This window comes from Streptomyces griseoviridis (assembly GCF_005222485.1).
In the GTDB taxonomy this organism is placed as follows: Bacteria; Actinomycetota; Actinomycetes; order Streptomycetales; family Streptomycetaceae; genus Streptomyces; species Streptomyces hintoniae.
The window spans coordinates 1,981,658-2,000,224 of record NZ_CP029078.1; the positions used below are offsets into that span (position 1 = coordinate 1,981,658).

Genomic DNA, 18,567 nt, shown 5'->3' on the forward strand with positions numbered 1-18,567 from the left:
GGTTCCGCGGCAGTACGGAATTACTCCGCCGAGAGTGAGTCAAATGGGGCGCCAGGTGCGCTGCAACAGCTGTGTCGGGGGACTGCGCCGAAAGGAGCACACCGGGCGGTGGCCGCGAGGGCGTAACCCGAAGCGCGGTGGCGCGTTGTTCCCCGTGACGGCCGTGGCGGGGAAGACCCCCGAGCCCCCACCACGGCCGTAGGAACCTCCGCCCCTCCCGGTGTCACGCCAGTCCGGCGCGCTCCAGGGCCTCGGTGCCCGCGCGGAGCGAGGCGAGCCGCTCGTCGAGCGTGAAACCGGCCGGTGCCAGGGTCAGGGTGGTGACGCCCGCGGCCGCGTACTCCTTCATCCGGTCGGCGATCCGCTCCACGGACCCGAGGAGCGTGGTCCGGTCGATCAGCTCCTGCGGGACGGCCGCGGCGGCGCCCTGCTTGTCGCCGGAGAGGTAGGCGTCCTGGATCTCGTCGGCGGCCTGCTCGTAGCCCATCCGGCGGGCGAGCTGGTTGTAGAAGTTCTGCTTGCGGCTGCCCATGCCGCCGACGTAGAGCGCGGTGTAGGGGCGGAAGGTGTCGGCGAGGGCGGCGACGTCCTTGTCCTCGCCGAGGGCGAGCGGCAGCGTGGGGCAGACGTCGAAGCCGTCGAGGGTGAGCCCGGCCTTCTCGCGGCCCGCGCGCAGCGGCCGGATCGCGGTCTCCTCCAGGTGCTCGGCGGCCGGGAAGATCAGCAGGGCGCCGTCGGCGATCTCGCCGGTCTGCTCCAGGTTCTTCGGGCCGATCGCCGCGATGTACAGCGGGATGTGCTCGCGCTCGGGGTGCACGGTCAGCTTGAGAGGCTTGCCGGGGCCGCCGGGCAGCGGGAGCGTCCAGTGCCGCCCCTCGTAGGAGAGGCGTTCGCGGGTCATCGCCTTGCGGACGATCTCGACGTACTCGCGGGTGCGGGCCAGCGGCTTGTCGAAGGTGACGCCGTACCAGCCCTCGGAGACCTGCGGTCCCGAGACGCCGAGGCCCAGCCGGAACCGGCCGCCGGAGAGGGAGTCGAGTGTGGCGGCGGTCATCGCGGTCATGGCCGGCTGCCTGGCCGGGATCTGGAAGATCGCGGAGCCGACGTCGATCCGCTCGGTCTGGGCGGCGACCCAGCTGAGCACCGTCGCCGCGTCCGAGCCGTAGGCCTCGGCGGCCCAGCAGACGGCGTACCCGAGCCGGTCGGCCTCCTGGGCGACGGCCAGGTTGTCGCCGTCCATTCCGGCGCCCCAGTAGCCGAGGTTGATCCCGAGCTGCATGCCCATTCCCCTTACCGATCAGTAACGTCCGTTGCGCCGACCCTAGCGCGCGCGGGCCCGGCGGGGGCAGGGGCGGGGGCGCACGGCCGGTTCCGCTCGGGGCCTGGGCCCGCCCCGCGCGGGCCCGCCGCCTGTGGAGAACCGTGTCACCGCTTGTCCACAGGCACCCACTTCGCTGGTCATGGCCAGTAATGTCGCCGTTCATGGAGCAGAGGCATCTCGGCCGGACCGGCCTTCGCGTGTCCCGTATCGGGCTCGGCACCCTCACCTGGGGCCGGGAGACCGACGAGCACGACGCCGCGGACCTCGTGAAGACGTTCTGGGAAGCGGGCGGGAACCTCGTCGACACGGCGGACGTGTACGGCGACGGCGAGGCCGAGTACCTGCTGGGACGCCTCATGGAAGGGCTCGTGCCCCGCCGCGACCTGGTGATCTCCACCAAGGCGGGCGGGGTGCCGGACCCCGAGCGGCGTTTCGACGGCTCGCGCGGCCATCTGCTCTCCGCGCTCGACGCCTCCCTCGCCCGCCTCGGCACCGACTACGTCGACGTCTGGCATCTGCACGCCTTCGACCCGCACACCCCGCTGGAGGAGAGCCTCAACGCCCTCGACCTCGCGGTCTCCAGCGGGCGGGCCAGATACGCGGGCGTCGCCAACTTCTGCGGCTGGCAGCTCGCCAAGGCCGGCACCTGGCAGCTCGCGGCGCCGAGCATACGCACCCGGCTGGCCAGCACCCAGATGGAGTACTCGCTGCTGCAACGGGGTGTGGAGCGCGAGGTGCTGCCCGCCGCGCTCGACCTCGGCATCGGCCTGCTGCCGTCCTCCCCGCTGGGCCGCGGGGTGCTCACCGCGAAGTACCGGGGGGACGCCCAGCCGCCCGGCTCACGCGGGGCGTCCGACCATCTCGCGCCCTTCGTGGAGCCCTACCTCGACGACACCGCGAGCAGGATCGTCGACGCCCTCCAGACCGCGGCGGACGGCCTCGCCGTGACACCGCTTCAGGTCGCCCTCGCCTGGATCCGCGACCGCCCGGGTGTCGTCGCGCCCGTCATCGGCCCGCGCAACGCGCGCCAGCTCACGGCCGCGTTGTCAGTGGAGGCCCTTAGTCTTCCTGACGAGATCTGCCGGGCGCTCGACGATGTGTCGGCACCGGTGCACCGCTATCCCGATCACGACTGGAGCACGCTGTGAGCACGGAGCCCGAGACCCCGGACCCCACAGAGACCCCGACGGTCACGGAGCCGGGGACAACGGGAACGCCGGGGGGCGGGGGCGACACGGGTGGGGCGTCGGAGGGGGGAAGCGCCGGGGGCTCGGCGGCCGAGGGCGACGGCGACGCGGGCGGGGGCGACGACACGGCGGTCGAAGGTGCCCGTGCCTCGGCCGGGGGCGCGGCGGTCGAAGGGGCCGAGGGCGAGGGCGAGGGTGCCCCGGCCGAAAGTGACCCGCCCGAGGGTGCCGTGGCCGAAAGTGACACGGCCGAAAGTGACGGCTCCGCCAAGCAGTTGTCCGAGGCCGAGGCCGAGCTCGCCGCCCAGCGGGTGGAGCGGGAGCGGATCGCCCGGCGGAAGGCCGAGAAGCAGGCCGCCATCGACAGCGGCGCGAAGCTCAGTGGCAAGGCCGCCGACCTGCTCGCCGCCGTGCGGGCCGTGGAGAGCGGCCGGCAGCCCTCGACGACCGTCTTCGCCGACCCCGAGCCCGCCTCGCGCCCGGCCGTCCCCGCTCCCGTGCGGCCCGCCCGGCCCGAGCAGGCCGCCGTCGCGGCCCCCGCGCCCGCCGCCGTCGACTCCGTGCGGCAGGTGCTCGGTGAGGGCGGGGCACCGGACACGCTCGCGCCTCAGGTCGCCGCCGCGCTCGGCGAGGACGCGGCACGACGGCTGCGCGAGGACCCCTGGCTGCTGCTGCGGGTCGGCGGGGTGCGCCCCGAGCAGGCCGACGGCTTCGCGCGGGCGCTCCTGGGCGCCGCGTGCGCGCCGGACGACGAACGGCGCGGCCGGTCCTTCACCGGCTGGCTGCTGGAGCAGGCGGCCGTGGCCGGGCACACCGTGCTGGAGATGCCCGCGCTCATCGCCGCGCTCGGCAGGCAGGCCGTGCCCGACCCGGAGGCGGCCGTGCAGAGCGCCGTCGCGGAGGCCGAGGCGCTGGTCTTCGAGGACGCCCTCGACCCGACCGCGCCGGTGCCCGAGCCGCGCGCCCAGCCGTCCGGCGCGGGCGACGCGGAACACACCGACGACGAGGACGAGCCTGTCGAGCGGCCCGTGCGGGTCCTGGTCGGTCTCGAGCGGTACGCGCTCGCCGAGGAGAGCCTCGCCGAGGGAGTGGCCCGGCTGATCAACTCCGTGCCGAAGGAGGACGGTTCGGCGGAGTGGGAGCGTGCCGCCGACTCCACGCGCGGCTCGGCCGCCGAGCTGCTGCGGGCCGTCAGGACCGGCGGGCTCGTCCTGCACACCGGGGGCGAGGCGTCCTCGGTGGAGGCGGCGACGCTGCTGCGGACGGCCACAGGGGCGGGCCTGCGCGCCTGGGCGGCCACCCACGGCACGGACGGCCGCGACCGGTTCGCCGCCGTCCTCGACGCGAGCGGCGGGACCGAGGACGGCACGATCGTGGGCCGGGGGGCCGGAGGAAGCGGGACCGAGGGGCCCGGTGCGGCCGGCGCCGAGGGTTCCCGCGCCGGGGGGCTCGCGCCCGTCGCGACCCTCGCCGGGCTCCTCTCCGGGGCCGAAGGGCCGGGGCGGGACGCGGAGGGCGCCCTCGATCTGGACCTCCTGGTCGTGCTCGACGCGCCGCAACTCGACGTCGAGGAAGCGGCCCTGCTCGTCGAGTCGCTGCCGGACGGAGCGCGGCTGGTGCTGTCCGGGGACCCCGGGGTGCTGTGGTCGGCCGGTCCCGGGCGGGTCTTCGCCGATCTGCTGGCCGCGCGGGTCTGCCCGCAGATCGCCTCCCGCGTCCCCGACCCGGGACCGCTGGGCGAGCTGGTGTCCGGCATCGGCGTCGGCGAGCTGAACCAGGTCGAGGCGCCCGGCAAGGAGGTCGTGATCGTCCCGGTGCGGGACGCGGGCGAGGCCGTGCACCGCGCCGTGCAGCTCGTCGCGGACTCGGTGCCCCGGGCGATCGGCGTCCCGGCCGAGCAGACCCAGGTGATCACCCCTGGCCACGGCGGCGCGGTCGGGACCCGCGTCCTCAACGCCGCGCTCAAGGAGCGCCTCAACCCGGGCCCCGGCCGCTTCGGCGGCTTCGACCCGGGGGACCGGGTCGCCTACTCCCCCGCCCCCGGGCGCACCCTCACCGGCCAGGTGGTGCGCGCCGACGCCGAGGGGCTGCACCTGAGGTGCGCGGGCGCGGCCGTCGTCGTCCCGAAGGAGCGGGTCGAGCAGGCGGTGCGGCACGGGTGGGCCGTCACCGCGCACCAGGCGGCCGGCGCCCGCTGGCCCGCGGTGGTCGTGGTGCTGCCGGGCGACGCGGCGCAGGCCCTGAGCAGGCCGTGGGTGTACACGGCGTTCGGGCGCGCGGAGCGTCATCTGTCGGTGGTGCACGGCGTGGAACAGGCGCTGGCACGGGCGGTGGCCGAGGTCCAGGCGAAACCGCGCACGACCCGGCTGCCCGCCCTGCTGGCGCCGCAGCTCCCGACGACGACCGGCTGACCACCCACAGGTCCGCACCGCGACGGCGACGACAACGGCGGCGGCGGTCACGCGAGGGATTCCCCTCCGTGACCGCCGCCGCCGCGGTCTTCGGTGTCTTCGGTGTCTTCGCGGTCTTCGCGGTCTTCGCAGTCGTCGGTTCCGGGCGGGCCGCCGGGGCGGCTAGCGCTCCGCGTCCAGCCGTTCCAGGTCGCCGTCGCCGTCGAGGTCGGGGTCCAGGTCGTCGTCGATGTCGTCCTCGTCGATGTCGTCGTCGAAGACGGTGCTGACGTCGAACCGGCAGACCACGTGCTCGCTGTCCACCTGGTCGAACGGCGACTCCAGCCACTCCCCCGGGTCGGCCGACTCCTCGCTCGCCGTCACCCAGAGGGTGGAGTCGCCCTCCTCGAGACCGAACTCCTTGTGCCGCGAGGCGATCTCGTCCGGTTCGAACTCGCCGAACAGTATGCCGAGCGCCCCCGGCACGGTGCCGGAGGCCGTCGGGGTCGGGTCCACGCCCGCCCGGTAGTCCGCCGCCTCGATCCGCTGTGCCTGGGCCAGCAGCCGCTGGGGTTCCGCCACGGTGTAGTCGCGGCGGATCAGCACGCTGAGCGCGTTCGGCTCCTCGGGGCCCCCGTACGGCGGGAGGGATTCCTCGGCGCCGGGGATCTCGAAGGGGGTGACCTCGTCGTAGCGGTCGTACAGCAGCTCGTCGTAGGTCTCGGCGGCGGCCGCCAGCTGGTTGAACGCCTCGTAGACGGCCGGGTCGTCCTCCCCCGACCGGCCCTCGACCGCGGCCAGGTGGCGGTCGAGCGCGGTCTTGACCGCCTCGGCGGCGGCACGTACCTCGGCAGCGGTGGGCTGCTCAGCATCAGACATAGTGCAGACGCTATCCGTACCGGGCCCCAGCCCGCACAATAGATGCGATGCCGGAATACGAATTTGTCGACGTGTACGTGCCGCGCGGGGTCTCCCGCAAGGACGCCACACGTCTCCTCACGGACCATGCCGAGTACGGACACTGGGAGTTGGACCGCCTGAGCCTGCTGCGCGACGGCAGCCGCAGGGTGCGGCTGCGCCGCCGGATCATCCGCCAGGTGCGGGCCACGTGGTGAGCTGAGACGCCACCGTCAGGCAGCGCAGGCAGTGCAGACAGTTCGGACAGTGGGGACAGCCCGGACAGCGGGGCGCACGGTGGGCCCCCTGCCCGCGGGGCCCACCGTGCGCGGATCGCCGGGTCCGGCCCGGCCGTGCGGGGCTACGCCGCGGCACGCGCCTTGCGGTAGAGGACCGCGCCCGCGAGCAGCGCGCCGGCGCCGACCGGCAGCATCAGACCGAGAGGCATCTCACTTCCCGTGTGCGCGAGCTGAGCGCCGCCCACGGAACCGGTGGCCGCGCCCCCGCCGCCCGGCAGGTTCACGTGCGTGGACGTGCCCGGGGTGGTCCCACGGGTGGGCGGAGTACTCGGCGTGCCCGGAGTGCCCGGGGTACCCGGGTGGTTCGGCGTACCGGGAGTGGTGGGGTGGCCGGGCTCGGTGGGGGTGCCGGGGTTCCCGGGAGTACCGGGGTTCCCGGGAGTACCGGGGTGCCCGGGAGTACCGGGGTGCCCGGGGGTGCCCGGGTTCCCGGGGGTGCCCGGGTTGTGACCGCCGTGACCGCCGTGACCGCCGTGACCGCCGTGACCGCCGTGACCGCCGTGACCAGGCTTACCAGGGTGGTGGCCTCCGTCACCCGGGTGGCCCGGGTGGTGCCCCCCGTTGCCCGGGTGGCCCGGGTGGTGGCCCCCGGGAGGGGTGCCGTGGTGGCCGCCTCCGCTCGGGGTGCCCTCGTCGTTGGCGCAGTCGTTCCCCGTCACGGCGTTGCCGAGGCCGACGACGCTGATGTCGTTGCCGCAGAGGTTCACCGGTACGTCGACCGGGACCTGCACGGTGTTGCCCGAGCCCACGCCGGGTGAGCCCCCGGTGTGACCGCCGGCGTGCGCGCCCCCACCGCCGCCGGAGCCGCCGTGGCCGTGGTCGCCCTTGCCACCACCCCTGCCCGCGCTCTGGTTCGCACAGGTGTTGCCGACCGCCGGGTTGAGAAGCCCGACGACGTTGACCGTGTTGCCGCAGACGTTCACCGGAACGTGCACCGGCGCCTGCACCGTGTTGCCCGACAGCACGCCGGGAGAGTGCGCGCTCGCGCCGCTCGCCCCCGAGTCGGCGTGCGCGTACCCCCCGGCGGCGGCCACTACTCCGGTCGCAGCCGCCACAGTCATCAGGCCCTTGCGGGTGACCTGTCGCATCGCTGAAATCCCTGCCTTCGCCCTCGTCAAGAAATCGGAAGATCAGATCCGGAAAAAGCTCCGGAAAAACCGGTCGGCCCCGGAGCGCATGGCGCGCGCTCCGGAGCCGACCGGCAGGAGCGGCCCTCAGAGGGCCGACGTCACTTGTTGAGGCAGGTGTTGCCGAAGGCGGGGTTCAGCAGCCCGATCACGGAGACCGTGTTGCCGCAGAGGTTCACCGGGATGTGAACGGGAACCTGGACGACGTTGCCGGACAGCACACCCGGGGAGTGCACGGCGGCACCCTGGGCACCGGAGTCGGCGACGGCCAGGCCCGCACCCGCGAGAACCAGGCCACCAGTGGCAGCCGCAGCGGCGACGACCTTCTTGATCATTGTTCCTCCTTGTTGGCACATGCGATCCCAAGTACCGGATCGCATCCTGCTGTAACGAGGAGGGAGTAATTGGGCTACGAGCTTATGGTCGGATTCACTCTTCTCAGCAGACCTCGTACGGGCGATCGAATATCCGGACCGATAAACAGTCAGGATGCGTCGATGAATCGATCGAGCACCCGGACCCCGAACTTCAGACCGCCCACCGGCACCCGCTCGTCGACGCCGTGGAACATGCCCGCGAAGTCCAGCTCGGGCGGCAGCTTGAGCGGGGCGAAGCCGAAGCCGCGGATGCCGAGGTCGTCGAAGGACTTGGCGTCCGTGCCGCCGGAGAGCATGTACGGGATCGCCTTGGCCGCCGGGTCCTCGGCCAGCAGCGCGGACTGCATGGCGTCGACCAGCGCTCCGTCGAAGGTCGTCTCGACGGCCTTGTCGGCGTGCACGTCCTCGCGCCGTACCTTCGGGCCGAGGATCCGGTCGAGGTCGGCGAGGAACTCCTCCTCGAACCCGGGCAGGAAGCGGCCGTCGACGTGCGCGGTGGCCTCGCCGGGGATGACGTTGACCTTGTAGCCGGCGCCCAGCTGGGTGGGGTTGGCGGTGTTGCTGAGGGTGGCGCCGATGAGCTTGGCGATGCCGCCGAGCCTGGCCAGCGTCCCCTCCATGTCCTCCGGGTCGAGCTCGGTGCCGAGCGCGTCGCCGAGTTCGTCGAGGAAGGCCCTGGTGGTCTTGGTGACCCGGACCGGGAACCGGTGGCGGCCGAGCCGGGCGACGGCCTCGGACAGCTCGGTGATGGCGTTGTCCCGGTGGATCATCGAACCGTGGCCCGCGGTGCCGGCCACGGTCAGCTTCATCCAGTGCATGCCCTTCTCGGCCGTCTGGATCAGATAGAGCCTGCGCTGCTCGTTCACCGTGAAGGAGAAGCCGCCGACCTCGCTGATCGCCTCGGTGACGCCCTCGAAGAGGTCGGGGTGGTGGTCGACGAGGTGGCGGGCGCCGTACTTGCCGCCGGCCTCCTCGTCGGCGAGGAAGGCGACGACGATGTCGCGCGGGGGCTTGCGGCCGCTGCGCAGCCGGTCGCGGACGACCGCGAGGGTCATCGCGTCCATGTCCTTCATGTCGACGGCGCCGCGGCCCCAGACGCAGCCGTCGGCGACCTCGCCGGAGAACGGGTGGTGGGTCCAGTCGTCCGCGTTGGCCGGGACGACGTCGGTGTGGCCGTGGATGAGGAGGGCGGGCCTGGACGGGTCCTCGCCCTCGATGCGGGCCACGGTGGAGGCGCGGCCCGGGTGCGACTCGAAGATCTGCGGGTCGAGACCCACCTCGGCGAGCTTCTCGGCCACGTACTCGGCCGCCTTGCGCTCGCCAGGACCCGAGTGGTCGCCGTAGTTGCTGGTGTCGATCTGGATCAGCTCGCGGCAGAGGTCGACGACCTCGTCCTCGCCCCTGACGGCCTTGGCCGTGTCCGTCTCGCTCACGCTGCTTCCTCCCGCTGTCACTGCTGGTGGTTCCCTTCATCCTCCCTCTCCACGGGCCGTCGTCCCAAGGCCGGGCCGGGTCCGTCACCCGCCGTTCACACGGGCACCGGGGGTGACCAGGGCACCTCTCAAAGCCTGGTAGTGTTTTCTCTGTCGCCGCGGGCAGCACCCGCGCGACAGACACCTTGTCCGGGTGGCGGAATGGCAGACGCGCTAGCTTGAGGTGCTAGTGCCCTTTATCGGGCGTGGGGGTTCAAGTCCCCCCTCGGACACCAGCCGAAGATCCCGGCCGCGGCAGCGGCCGGGATCTTCGCTTTTCCCCTCCCGCCGGTGGTGTGGGCCATCTCTCCCCCGGGCCAAGATCACCAGGTCACCGGGGGCGGGGCGGGCGGCGGCGGGGGCCGGGTGGGTCTCCCGGGTGGCAGGTCACCGGGCGCGAACCTAGCGTCGTACTAAAATATCCGGCTTGTTACGGAGCTGGACCCGGACAACCTCAGGCAGACCTGCGGCCCGCCAGCGCCCCGGAGGTTCCGGGAACGAGACGCGAGGACCCGATGGCAGCCACCCACGAGAGCAGTGCTCTCGGCCTGCTCGACCAAGAGATCCGCGAACGGTTCGGTGACACGGCACGCTTCTCCGGGAGGCCCGCCGCCTCCCCGCGCACCCTCGTCGACGTCCTCGACGCGACCGTGCGCTCCCACCCCGACGAGCCCGCCCTCGACGACGGGACGGTCCGGCTGACCTACCGCGTACTGGCCGCCGAGGTGGAGGCGCTGCGCGGCCGGCTCGCCGCCGCCGGGGTCGGCCTCGGCGACCGGGTGGGCGTGCGGGTGCCGTCCGGCACCAATGACCTGTACGTGGCGATCCTGGCCGTCCTCGCGGCGGGCGCCGCCTATGTGCCGGTGGACGCCGAGGACCCGGACGAGCGGGCCGAGCTGGTCTTCGGCGAGGCGCGGGTGCGGGGCGTGATCGGCGCCGGGCACGAGCTGCGCACGGACGGGCGGGCCGAGGTGCCCGCCGCCCGCCCCGGGGTCGAGGACGACGCGTGGATCATCTTCACCTCCGGCTCCACCGGCAGGCCCAAGGGCGTCGCCGTGCGGCACCGCTCGGCCGCCGCGTTCGTGGACGCGGAGGCGGCGCTGTTCCTCACCGAGGACCCGATCGGGCCGGGCGACCGGGTGATGGCGGGTCTTTCGGTGGCGTTCGACGCGTCCTGCGAGGAGATGTGGCTGGCCTGGCGGTACGGCGCCTGTCTGGTGCCGGTGCCGCGCGCGCAGGTCAGGAGCGGCGCGGACCTCGGGCCGTGGCTGGTCGAGCAGGAGATCACCGTCGTCTCGACGGTGCCGACGCTGGCCGCGCTCTGGGAGCCGGAGACCCTCAACGACGTCCGGCTGCTCATCTTCGGCGGTGAGGCGTGCCCGCCCGAGCTGGCGCAGCGGCTGGTCACCGAGGGGCGGGAGGTCTGGAACACGTACGGGCCGACCGAGGCGACCGTGGTGGCGTGCGCGGCGCTGCTCAGCGGCGCGGAGCCGATCCGGATCGGGCTGCCGCTCGACGGCTGGGAGCTGGCCGTGGTCGACGAGGCGGGCGCGCCGGTGCCGATGGGCGCGAGCGGTCAGCTGGTGATCGGCGGGGTCGGGCTCGCCCGGTATCTGGACGCGGGCAAGGACGCGGAGAAGTACGCGCCGCTGGCGTCGCTCGGCTGGGAGCGGGCGTACCGCAGCGGTGACCTGGTGCGGGCCGAGCCGGAGGGGCTGGTGTTCCTGGGGCGGGCCGACGAGCAGATCAAGCTCGGCGGGCGCCGGATCGAACTCGGTGAGGTCGACACGGCGTTGCAGGCGCTGCCGGGGGTGGCGGGCGCGGCGGCGGCCGTGCGCACGGCCAGGGGCGGCAATCAGTTGCTGGTCGGGTATGTCGTCACGCAGGACGGGTGGGACCAGGCGGCGGCGGTCGGGCGGCTGCGGGCCGCGCTGCCCGCCGCGCTGGTGCCGCTGCTCGCGCCGGTCGCCGAGCTGCCGACCAGGACCAGCGGCAAGGTGGACCGCGACGCGCTGCCGTGGCCGCTCCAGGAGGTGGACACCGGCGGTCCCGTGGAGGAGCTGTACGGCACCGAGGCGTGGCTGGCGGAGCAGTGGACGGAGGTCCTGGGCGTGCCGGTGGCCTCCGCGTCGGACAACTTCTTCGCGATCGGCGGCGGCAGTCTGGGGGCGGCGCAGCTCACCACCCTGCTGCGGGCCCGGTATCCGGGCGCGGCCGTCGTCGACATCTATCAGCAGCCGGTGCTGCGCAAGCTGGCCAGGCGGCTGGAGAGGTCGGCGCGGGACGAGAGCGCGGCCCGGGTGGTCGCGCCGGTGCCGGTGCGGGCGAAGGTGGTGCAGCTGCTGCTTCTGGTGCCGCTGTTCACGGTGCTCGGGCTGCGTTGGACGGTGGCGCTCGCCGCCCTCGGGAATCTGCTGCCGGCCCACTCCTGGCTGCCGTCGGCGTCCTGGTGGCTGGTCGGGGCGGGTGCGGTGGTGCTGTTCAGTCCGCCGGGCCGGCTCGCCGTCGCGGCGGGCGGGGCGCGGCTGCTGCTGCGGGGGGTCGGTCCCGGCCGGTATCCGCGGGGCGGGAGTGTGCATCTGCGGTTGTGGACGGCGGAGCGGCTCGCCGAGTTCAGCGGGGCGACGTCGTTGACCGGGTCGTGGCTCGAGCGGTACGCGCGGGCGCTGGGCGCGAAGGTGGGGCCCGACGTCGATCTGCACTCGTTGCCGCCGGTGACCGGGCTGCTGAAGCTGGGCCGGGGTGCGGCGGTGGAGTCCGAGGTGGATCTGTCGGGTTACTGGCTGGACGGCGACCGGTTGGAGATCGGGCAGGTCAAGGTGGGCGCGCATGCCGTGGTCGGTACCCGGGGCATCCTGTTTCCCGGGGCCCGGGTGGGCAAGCGGGCCGAGGTGGCGCCGGGTTCGGCGGTGACCGGGCAGGTGCCGACCGGGCAGCGCTGGGCGGGCGCGCCCGCGGTGAAGCTGGGCAGGGCGAAGCGGAACTGGCCGGCGGAGCGTCCTGAGCGCGGCACCTGGTGGGCTGTCATGTACGGGGTGACGGGGTTGGTGCTGACGCTGCTGCCGCTGCTGGCGGCCGGGGGCGCGTTCCTGGTGGCGGACGCGCTGATCGACCCGGCGTCGCCGCTGCCGGGTGCCGCGCTGGCGCTGGTGCCGGCGACGCTGGCGTTCGGTCTCGGGTACGCGCTGCTGATTCTGGTGGGGGTGCGGGTGCTGAGTGTGGGGCTGCGGGAGGGCACGCATCCCACGCACAGCAGGATCGGCTGGCAGGCGTGGACGGTCACGCAGTTGATGGACCGCTCACGGGAGACCCTGTTCCCGTTGTACGCGGGGCTGGTGACGCCGGTGTGGCTGCGGTTGCTGGGGATGCGGGTCGGCCGGGGCGCCGAGGTGTCGACGGTGCTGGCGCTGCCGTCGCTGACGACGGTCGGCGAGGGCGCGTTCCTGGCCGACGACACCCTGACCGCGCCGTACGAGCTGGGCGGCGGCTGGATGCGGATCGGACGGGCGGAGATCGGGCGGCGGGCGTTCCTCGGGAACTCGGGGATGACCGCGCCGGGTCGCAGTGTGCCCGAGGGCGGTCTTGTGGGGGTGCTGTCGGCGACGCCGAAGAAGGCGAAGAAGGGCAGCTCGTACCTGGGGCTGCCGCCGGTGCGGCTGCCGCGCAGCGCGGCCGGGGGCGATCAGAGCCGTACCTATGATCCGCCGGCCAGGCTGCTGTGGGCGCGGGGCCTTGTGGAGCTGTGCCGGATCGTGCCGGTGTTCTGTTCGGCGGCGCTGGCGGCGGCGACGGTGGCCGCGCTCTGCGCGCTGGGGCCGTGGGCGCCGTTGCTGTCGGGGCTGGTGCTGCTGGCCGCGGGGGTGGCGGCCGGGGTGGTGTCGGTGGTCGCGAAGTGGCTGCTGGTGGGCAGGCACCGGGCCGCGGAGCATCCGCTGTGGAGCGGGTTCGTGTGGCGCAACGAGCTGGCGGACACGTTCGTCGAGGTGGTGGCGGTGCCGTGGCTCGCGGGTTCGGTGCCGGGGACGGCGTTGATGACGGCGTGGCTGCGCGGGCTGGGGGCGCGGATCGGCAAGGGCGTCTGGGTGGAGAGCTACTGGCTGCCGGAGACGGATCTGGTGACGTTGGAGGACGGGGTGACGGTGAACCGGGGCTGTGTGCTGCAGACGCACCTCTTCCACGACCGGATCTTGCGGACGGATACTGTGGTACTCCGTGAGGGTGCCACGCTGGGCCCTGGCGGGATCGTGCTGCCCGGCAGCACGGTCGGGGCCCGCACCACGCTGGGTCCCGCGTCGCTCGTCATGGCCGCGGAGTCCGTCCCGGACGACACCCGCTGGCTCGGCAACCCGATCGAGGCATGGCGCCCCTGAGCGCGGGCCACCCGGATCCGGTGAGCGGCGCACCGGGTCGCGGCGGTGGTACGGCGCAGGGAGCAGAGACGGCAGTGGCAGTTCAGCAGTCAGCGGGCGCGGATCCGTACTTCCCGGCCAACGGCGACGCCCGGTACCGGGCGCACCGCTACGAACTCACGCTCGACTACCGTCCCGGGCCCAACCGGCTGGCGGGCGCGGCCCGGATCAACGCGATAGCGGGACGGTCGCCGCTGGCGGAGTTCCAGCTGAACCTGGGCGACTTCAAGATCGGCCGGGTCCGGGTGGACGGGCGGCAGGCGCACTACACGCACCGTGGCGGGAGGCTGCGGGTGCGGCCGGGCAAGCCGGTGCGGGCGGGGGCCGCGTTCACGGTGGAGGTGCAGTGGTCGGGCAATCCGAAGCCGGTGGCCAGTCCATGGGGCGGGCTGGGCTGGGAGGAGCTCGAGGACGGCGCGCTGGTGGCGAGTCAGCCGGTCGGGGCGCCGTCCTGGTACCCGTGCAACGACCGGCCCGCCGACAAGGCGTCGTACCAGATCTCGGTGACGACGCCGTCGGCGTACTCGGTGGTGGCGGGCGGGCGGCTGCTGACCCGGGCCACCAAGGCGTCGACGACGACGTGGGTGTACGAGCAGCCGGCGCCGACGTCGAGCTATCTGGTGAGTCTGGTGATCGGCCGGTACGAGACGCTGCTGCTGGGTGATCCGGGGCTCGGCGGTGTGCCGCAGCACGGGCATCTGCCGGCCCGGCTGCTGCCCGCGTTCTCGCGGGACTTCGCGCGGCAGCCGGCCATGATGGAGCTGTTCCAGGAGCTGTTCGGGCCGTATCCGTTCGACGAGTACGCGGTCGTGGTGACGGACGAGGATCTCGATGTGCCGGTGGAGGCGCAGGGGTTGTCGCTGTTCGGCGCCAACCATGTGGACGGGGCGCGGAGTTGGGAGCGGCTGGTGGCGCACGAGTTGGCGCACCAGTGGTTCGGCAACAGTGTGTCGATCGCCGACTGGCGGCACATCTGGCTGAACGAGGGGTTCGCGAAGTACGCGGAGTGGCTGTGGTCGGAGCGCTCGGGCGGGCCTGGCGCGCAGCAACTGGCGGCTGCGGCGCACCGGTTGCTCGGGTCGTTGCCGCAGGATCTGCGGCTGTCGGACCCGGGGCGCAAGTGGATGTTCGACGACCGGCTCTACGAGCGCGGCGGGGTGGCGTTGCACGCGCTGCGGTGCGCGCTGGGTGACGAGGCGTTCTTCCGGATGCTGCGCGGGTGGGCATCGCTGCACCGGGGCGGGGCGGTGACGACGGAGGGGTTCGCGGCGCACGCGGCGCGTTTCTCGGCCGAGCCGCTCGACGGGCTGTTCGAGGCGTGGGTGCACGGCACCCGGCTGCCGCCGCTGCCACGTCAGGCGCCCGCGGTGCCGGCTCGTCCGACACATCCACCGACCAACGCCGAGCGGCGGTAGCGGACGGCGGGCAGATCGGCGGGCCGGTCGGCGGGCACGACGCCGGGGCGGACGGCGGGCAGATCGGCGGGCCGGACGGCGGGCAGGACGCCGGGGCGGACGGCGGGCAGGACGCCGGGGCGGACGGCGGGCAGGTCGGCGGGCAGATCGGCGGGCCGGACGGCGGGCAGGACGCCGGGGCGGACGGCGGGCCGGTCGGCGGGCAGATCGGCGGGGCGGACGGCGGGCAGATCGGTGGGGCGGACGGCGGGCAGATCGGTGGGCCGGTCGGTGGGCGGGGGTGCGGGACAATGGGCGGCATGTCCCGACGTAGCTCACCGCGTTCCGTCCCCGTCGGCTGCGCGTGCGGGCTGCCGGCGCCGTACGACGGCTGCTGCGGCCGATTCCACCGGGGTGCGGCGGCGCCGACGCCCGAGGCGCTGATGCGTTCGCGGTACTCGGCGTTCGTCCGGCTCGACGCGCCGTATCTGCTGCGTACCTGGCATCCGGCCGCGCGTCCGGCCCGCCTCGATCTCGATCCCGGCACCCGCTGGACGGGCCTGGAGATCCTGGCCACCACGGAGGGCACCGCCTTCCACGGCACGGGCACGGTGACGTTCCGGGCGACGTACCGGGGCGGCGCCCTGCACGAGCGCAGCCGGTTCGAGCGGGTCGAAGGGGCGTGGGTGTACGTGGACGGCGATTTCCTGGAGTGAGAGGCCGCGTCGGGGCGCGGAGGCGGTGCCGTCGCGCGCGTCAGGGGGCGAGGATGTCGAGTTCCTGAAGGGCTCCGACCGTGATCTCGCGGGTCAGTTCCTCCGCTCTGCGCGCGTCGCCCTCGCGGACCGCCTCCGCCACCTGGACGTGCAGGGTGACGGCGGGCGGGTCGGGGTCCTCGAACATGATCTCGTGCTGGGTGCGGCCGGTGAGGACCTCGGCCACCACGTCGCCGAGGCGGGCGAACATCTCGTTGCCCGAGGCGTTCAGGATGACGCGGTGGAAGGCGACGTCGTGGACGAGGTACTGGTCCAGCCGGTGGCCACGGGAGTTGGCCACCATGCCGAGGGCGCAGCGGGTCAGTTCGGCGCACTGGTCGGCCGTCGCGTTGCGGGCGGCGAGGCCGGCCGCGACGGGTTCGATCGCGGAGCGCAGCACGGTCAGGGAGCGCAGTTGGCGGGGGCGGTCGGCGCCGGCCAGCCGCCAGCGGATGACCTGCGGGTCGTAGACGTTCCACTCGGCCTCGGGGCGTACGGTCACGCCGACGCGGCGGCGGGACTCGACCAGGTGCATGGATTCGAGGACCCGGACGGCCTCCCGCATCACGGAGCGTGAGACGTCGAAGCGCTGGGCGAGTTCGTCGGTGCGCAGCACGCTGCCCGGCGGGTAGTCGCCCGCGGTGATGGCAGGGCCGAGGGTGTCAAGTACGTGGCCGTGCAGCCCCCGGCCCGGTGTGCTCATGCACTCAGCGTACGGGGCGCGTCACAGGAACAAAAAGTCAGACTTATATGTCACAGCCTCTTGAATTCGTCGTACCTAATCGGTTTCAGTTACGTCGACACCGGATGTCGGGCCCGCCGCGGCCCGCGGGGTCGCAGCAGACGTCGACGAAGACAGCGAGGCATCGATGAGCACCCCCCACGTCGTCGTGGTCATGGGAGTCGCGGGCACCGGCAAGACCACCATCGGTCCCCTGCTGGCGGCGCGGCTCGGCGTCCCGTACGCCGAGGGCGACGACTTCCACCCGCCGGCCAACATCGCCAAGATGTCGGCCGGCACCCCCCTCGACGACAGCGACCGGTGGCCGTGGCTCGACGCCATCGGCGGCTGGGCGCACGGTCGGGCGGGGCTCGGCGGGGTGGTCAGCAGCTCGGCGCTGAAGCGCTCGTACCGCGACCGGCTGCGCGCCGCCGCCCCCGACGTCGTCTTCGTGCACCTCAGCGGCGACCGCGCCCTCATCGAGGACCGGATGGCTCACCGCCAGGGCCACTTCATGCCGACGGCGCTCCTCGACTCGCAGTTCGCCACGCTCCAGCCCCTTGAGGCGGACGAGGCGGGCGTGGCGGTGGGGGTCGACGGCACCCCCGAGGAGATCGCCGAGCGGGCCGTCGAGGCGCTCGCCGCCCTTCCCGAACCGGCCCTCTAGCCGGCCGGGCAGCCCGCCTTCCGGACCCGCGCCGCGGGTCCGTGCCCCACCGCGGGGCGGCCGCGTCCGTCCGCGGTCCTCCCCCGCATCCGCACCGTTTCCCCCTCCCCCGTCTCATCACCCGTATCTGCAAGGGACTCACCGTGACCAGACTCAGCGTCGAGATGCTGGCAGCGGACGCCGTCGAGCCGATCACCTCCGCAGGCCACGCCCAGCTGGGCATCGCCGTGCTGGCCGGGATCGCCGTCATCGTCCTGCTCATCACCCGGTTCAGGCTGCACGCCTTCCTGGCGCTCACGATCGGTTCGCTCGCGCTCGGCGCGTTCGCCGGGGCGCCGCTCGACAAGGCCATCGCCAGCTTCACCGCGGGGCTCGGCTCCACGGTCGCCGGCGTCGGCGTGCTGATCGCGCTCGGCGCGATCCTCGGCAAGCTGCTCGCCGACTCAGGCGGCGCCGACCAGATCGTCGACACGATCCTCGCGAAGGCGGGCGGCCGTTCGATGCCGTGGGCGATGGTGCTGATCGCGTCGGTGATCGGTCTGCCGCTGTTCTTCGAGGTCGGCATCGTGCTGCTGATCCCGGTCGTGCTGATGGTCGCCAAGCGCGGCAACTACTCCCTGATGCGGATCGGCGTCCCGGCCCTCGCCGGTCTCTCCGTGATGCACGCCCTGATCCCGCCGCACCCGGGACCGCTGGCCGCGATCGACACGGTCAAGGCCAACCTGGGCCTCACGCTGGCCCTCGGCATCCTCGTCGCCGTCCCGACGGTGATCATCGCGGGACCGCTGTTCTCCCGGTTCGCGGCCCGCTGGGTGGACGTCCCGGCGCCGGACCGGATGATCCCGCAGCGCCCCTCGGAGGACCTGGAGAAGCGCCCCGGCTTCGGCGTCACGGTCGCCACGATCATGCTGCCGGTCGCGATGATGCTCTCCAAGGCGCTGGTCGACATCGTCGTGGACGACCCCACCCACCTGGTGCAGCGGGTCTTCGACGTGGTCGGCTCGCCGCTGATCGCGCTGCTCGCGGCCGTCATCGTCGGCATGTTCACGCTGGGGCGGCCCGCCGGGTTCTCCAAGGAGCGGATCTCGGGCGCGGTCGAGAAGGGGCTCATGCCGATCGCGGGCATCCTGCTGATCGTCGGCGCGGGCGGCGGCTTCAAGCAGACGCTGATCGACTCCGGTGTCGGCCAGATGATCCTGGAGATATCGAAGGACTGGTCGATACCGGCCCTGCTGCTGGCCTGGCTGATCGCGGTGGCGATCCGGCTCGCGACCGGCTCCGCGACGGTCGCGACCATCTCGGCCGCCGGTCTCGCGGCCCCGCTCGCCGCCGACATGTCGACCACCCACACGGCCCTGCTCGTGCTCGCCATCGGCGCCGGGTCGGTCTTCTTCAGCCATGTCAACGACGCCGGGTTCTGGCTGGTCAAGGAGTACTTCGGCCTGGACGTCGGCCAGACGGTGAAGACCTGGTCCGTGATGGAGACGATCATCTCGGTGGTCGGCGGCGGCGTGGTCCTGCTGCTGTCGCTGGTGATCTAGAGGTGCCGGC

Annotated in this window: 14 protein-coding genes and 1 tRNA gene; 9 read left to right on the forward strand and 6 right to left on the reverse strand. The window is 73.4% G+C overall.

All coding sequences use genetic code 11. The features are described 5' to 3' along the window. Positions 1-223: 223 nt before the first annotated feature. A complete protein-coding gene (locus DDJ31_RS07845) occupies positions 224-1,279 on the reverse strand; it encodes an LLM class F420-dependent oxidoreductase (protein WP_127181011.1) in 1,056 nt (351 codons plus the stop codon). Positions 1,280-1,482: 203 nt separating this feature from the next. Here DDJ31_RS07845 and DDJ31_RS07850 point away from each other — a divergent pair, with 203 nt between their 5' ends. Next, a complete protein-coding gene (locus tag DDJ31_RS07850) occupies positions 1,483-2,469 on the forward strand; it encodes an aldo/keto reductase (protein WP_127181010.1) in 987 nt (328 codons plus the stop codon). Next, positions 2,466-4,919: a helix-hairpin-helix domain-containing protein gene (locus tag DDJ31_RS07855; protein WP_171480787.1), complete on the forward strand. Its 2,454-nt coding sequence runs from the start codon at positions 2,466-2,468 to the stop codon at positions 4,917-4,919. Before DDJ31_RS07850 ends, DDJ31_RS07855 begins: the two co-directional genes overlap by 4 nt. A gap of 162 nt (positions 4,920-5,081) precedes the next feature. Here DDJ31_RS07855 and DDJ31_RS07860 read toward each other — a convergent pair whose 3' ends face one another. Beyond that, a complete protein-coding gene (locus DDJ31_RS07860; protein ID WP_127181008.1) occupies positions 5,082-5,777 on the reverse strand; it encodes a hypothetical protein in 696 nt (231 codons plus the stop codon). Between the two features lie 47 nt (positions 5,778-5,824). Here DDJ31_RS07860 and DDJ31_RS07865 point away from each other — a divergent pair, with 47 nt between their 5' ends. Then, complete coding sequence (locus DDJ31_RS07865) at positions 5,825-6,013, forward strand: DUF5703 family protein (RefSeq protein ID WP_005485166.1); 189 nt, start codon at positions 5,825-5,827, stop codon at positions 6,011-6,013. Positions 6,014-6,156: 143 nt separating this feature from the next. Here DDJ31_RS07865 and DDJ31_RS07870 read toward each other — a convergent pair whose 3' ends face one another. From DDJ31_RS07870 to DDJ31_RS07880, 3 genes are all read right to left on the reverse strand, one after another. Next, positions 6,157-7,182, reverse strand: coding sequence for a chaplin family protein (locus tag DDJ31_RS07870; protein ID WP_127181007.1), 1,026 nt, complete (start codon positions 7,180-7,182; stop codon positions 6,157-6,159). Positions 7,183-7,322: 140 nt separating this feature from the next. Beyond that, positions 7,323-7,556: a chaplin ChpH gene (gene chpH / locus DDJ31_RS07875; RefSeq protein WP_127181006.1), complete on the reverse strand. Its 234-nt coding sequence runs from the start codon at positions 7,554-7,556 to the stop codon at positions 7,323-7,325. Positions 7,557-7,705: 149 nt separating this feature from the next. Beyond that, positions 7,706-9,031 (reverse strand): M20/M25/M40 family metallo-hydrolase, encoded by a 1,326-nt coding sequence (locus tag DDJ31_RS07880; protein ID WP_127181005.1) that lies wholly within the window; start codon positions 9,029-9,031, stop codon positions 7,706-7,708. A 187-nt stretch (positions 9,032-9,218) separates the two neighbouring features. Here DDJ31_RS07880 and DDJ31_RS07885 point away from each other — a divergent pair. From DDJ31_RS07885 to DDJ31_RS07900, 4 genes are all read left to right on the forward strand, one after another. After that, positions 9,219-9,306 (forward strand) — tRNA-Leu (locus DDJ31_RS07885). Between the two features lie 279 nt (positions 9,307-9,585). After that, positions 9,586-13,440, forward strand: coding sequence for a Pls/PosA family non-ribosomal peptide synthetase (locus tag DDJ31_RS07890; RefSeq protein WP_127181004.1), 3,855 nt, complete (start codon positions 9,586-9,588; stop codon positions 13,438-13,440). Between the two features lie 74 nt (positions 13,441-13,514). Continuing rightward, on the forward strand, positions 13,515-14,894 hold the full coding sequence (locus tag DDJ31_RS07895) for a M1 family metallopeptidase (RefSeq protein ID WP_127181003.1): 1,380 nt from the start codon (positions 13,515-13,517) through the stop codon (positions 14,892-14,894). Between the two features lie 290 nt (positions 14,895-15,184). Further along, the gene (locus DDJ31_RS07900; RefSeq protein ID WP_431029264.1) at positions 15,185-15,589 is read left to right on the forward strand and encodes a YchJ family protein; all 405 of its coding nucleotides are present in this window, start codon (positions 15,185-15,187) and stop codon (positions 15,587-15,589) included. Positions 15,590-15,629: 40 nt separating this feature from the next. On the opposite strand, the gene DDJ31_RS07905 is transcribed toward DDJ31_RS07900, so the two are convergent. Next, the gene (locus DDJ31_RS07905) at positions 15,630-16,331 is read right to left on the reverse strand and encodes a FadR/GntR family transcriptional regulator (RefSeq protein WP_127181001.1); all 702 of its coding nucleotides are present in this window, start codon (positions 16,329-16,331) and stop codon (positions 15,630-15,632) included. A 166-nt stretch (positions 16,332-16,497) separates the two neighbouring features. On the opposite strand from DDJ31_RS07905, the gene DDJ31_RS07910 reads away from it, so the two are divergent. Together DDJ31_RS07910 and DDJ31_RS07915 are read left to right on the forward strand one after the other, a co-directional pair. Continuing rightward, a complete protein-coding gene (locus tag DDJ31_RS07910) occupies positions 16,498-17,016 on the forward strand; it encodes a gluconokinase (protein ID WP_127181000.1) in 519 nt (172 codons plus the stop codon). 143 nt (positions 17,017-17,159) lie between these two features. Continuing rightward, the gene (locus tag DDJ31_RS07915) at positions 17,160-18,557 is read left to right on the forward strand and encodes a GntP family permease (protein ID WP_127180999.1); all 1,398 of its coding nucleotides are present in this window, start codon (positions 17,160-17,162) and stop codon (positions 18,555-18,557) included. Positions 18,558-18,567 lie beyond the last annotated feature (10 nt).

Excerpts from the sequence above, each read along its gene's own strand:
- DDJ31_RS07845 (WP_127181011.1), bottom strand. The coding sequence starts at position 1,279 with ATGCAGCTCGGGATCAACCTCGGCTACTGGGGCGCCGGAATGGACGGC.
- DDJ31_RS07905 (WP_127181001.1), bottom strand. The coding sequence starts at position 16,331 with ATGAGCACACCGGGCCGGGGGCTGCACGGCCACGTACTTGACACCCTC.
- DDJ31_RS07900 (WP_431029264.1), top strand. The coding sequence starts at position 15,185 with ATGGGCGGCATGTCCCGACGTAGCTCACCGCGTTCCGTCCCCGTCGGC.
- DDJ31_RS07865 (WP_005485166.1), top strand. The coding sequence starts at position 5,825 with ATGCCGGAATACGAATTTGTCGACGTGTACGTGCCGCGCGGGGTCTCC.
- DDJ31_RS07890 (WP_127181004.1), top strand. The coding sequence starts at position 9,586 with ATGGCAGCCACCCACGAGAGCAGTGCTCTCGGCCTGCTCGACCAAGAG.
- DDJ31_RS07870 (WP_127181007.1), bottom strand. The coding sequence starts at position 7,182 with ATGCGACAGGTCACCCGCAAGGGCCTGATGACTGTGGCGGCTGCGACC.
- DDJ31_RS07850 (WP_127181010.1), top strand. The coding sequence starts at position 1,483 with ATGGAGCAGAGGCATCTCGGCCGGACCGGCCTTCGCGTGTCCCGTATC.
- DDJ31_RS07860 (WP_127181008.1), bottom strand. The coding sequence starts at position 5,777 with ATGTCTGATGCTGAGCAGCCCACCGCTGCCGAGGTACGTGCCGCCGCC.
- chpH (WP_127181006.1), bottom strand. The coding sequence starts at position 7,556 with ATGATCAAGAAGGTCGTCGCCGCTGCGGCTGCCACTGGTGGCCTGGTT.
- DDJ31_RS07910 (WP_127181000.1), top strand. The coding sequence starts at position 16,498 with ATGAGCACCCCCCACGTCGTCGTGGTCATGGGAGTCGCGGGCACCGGC.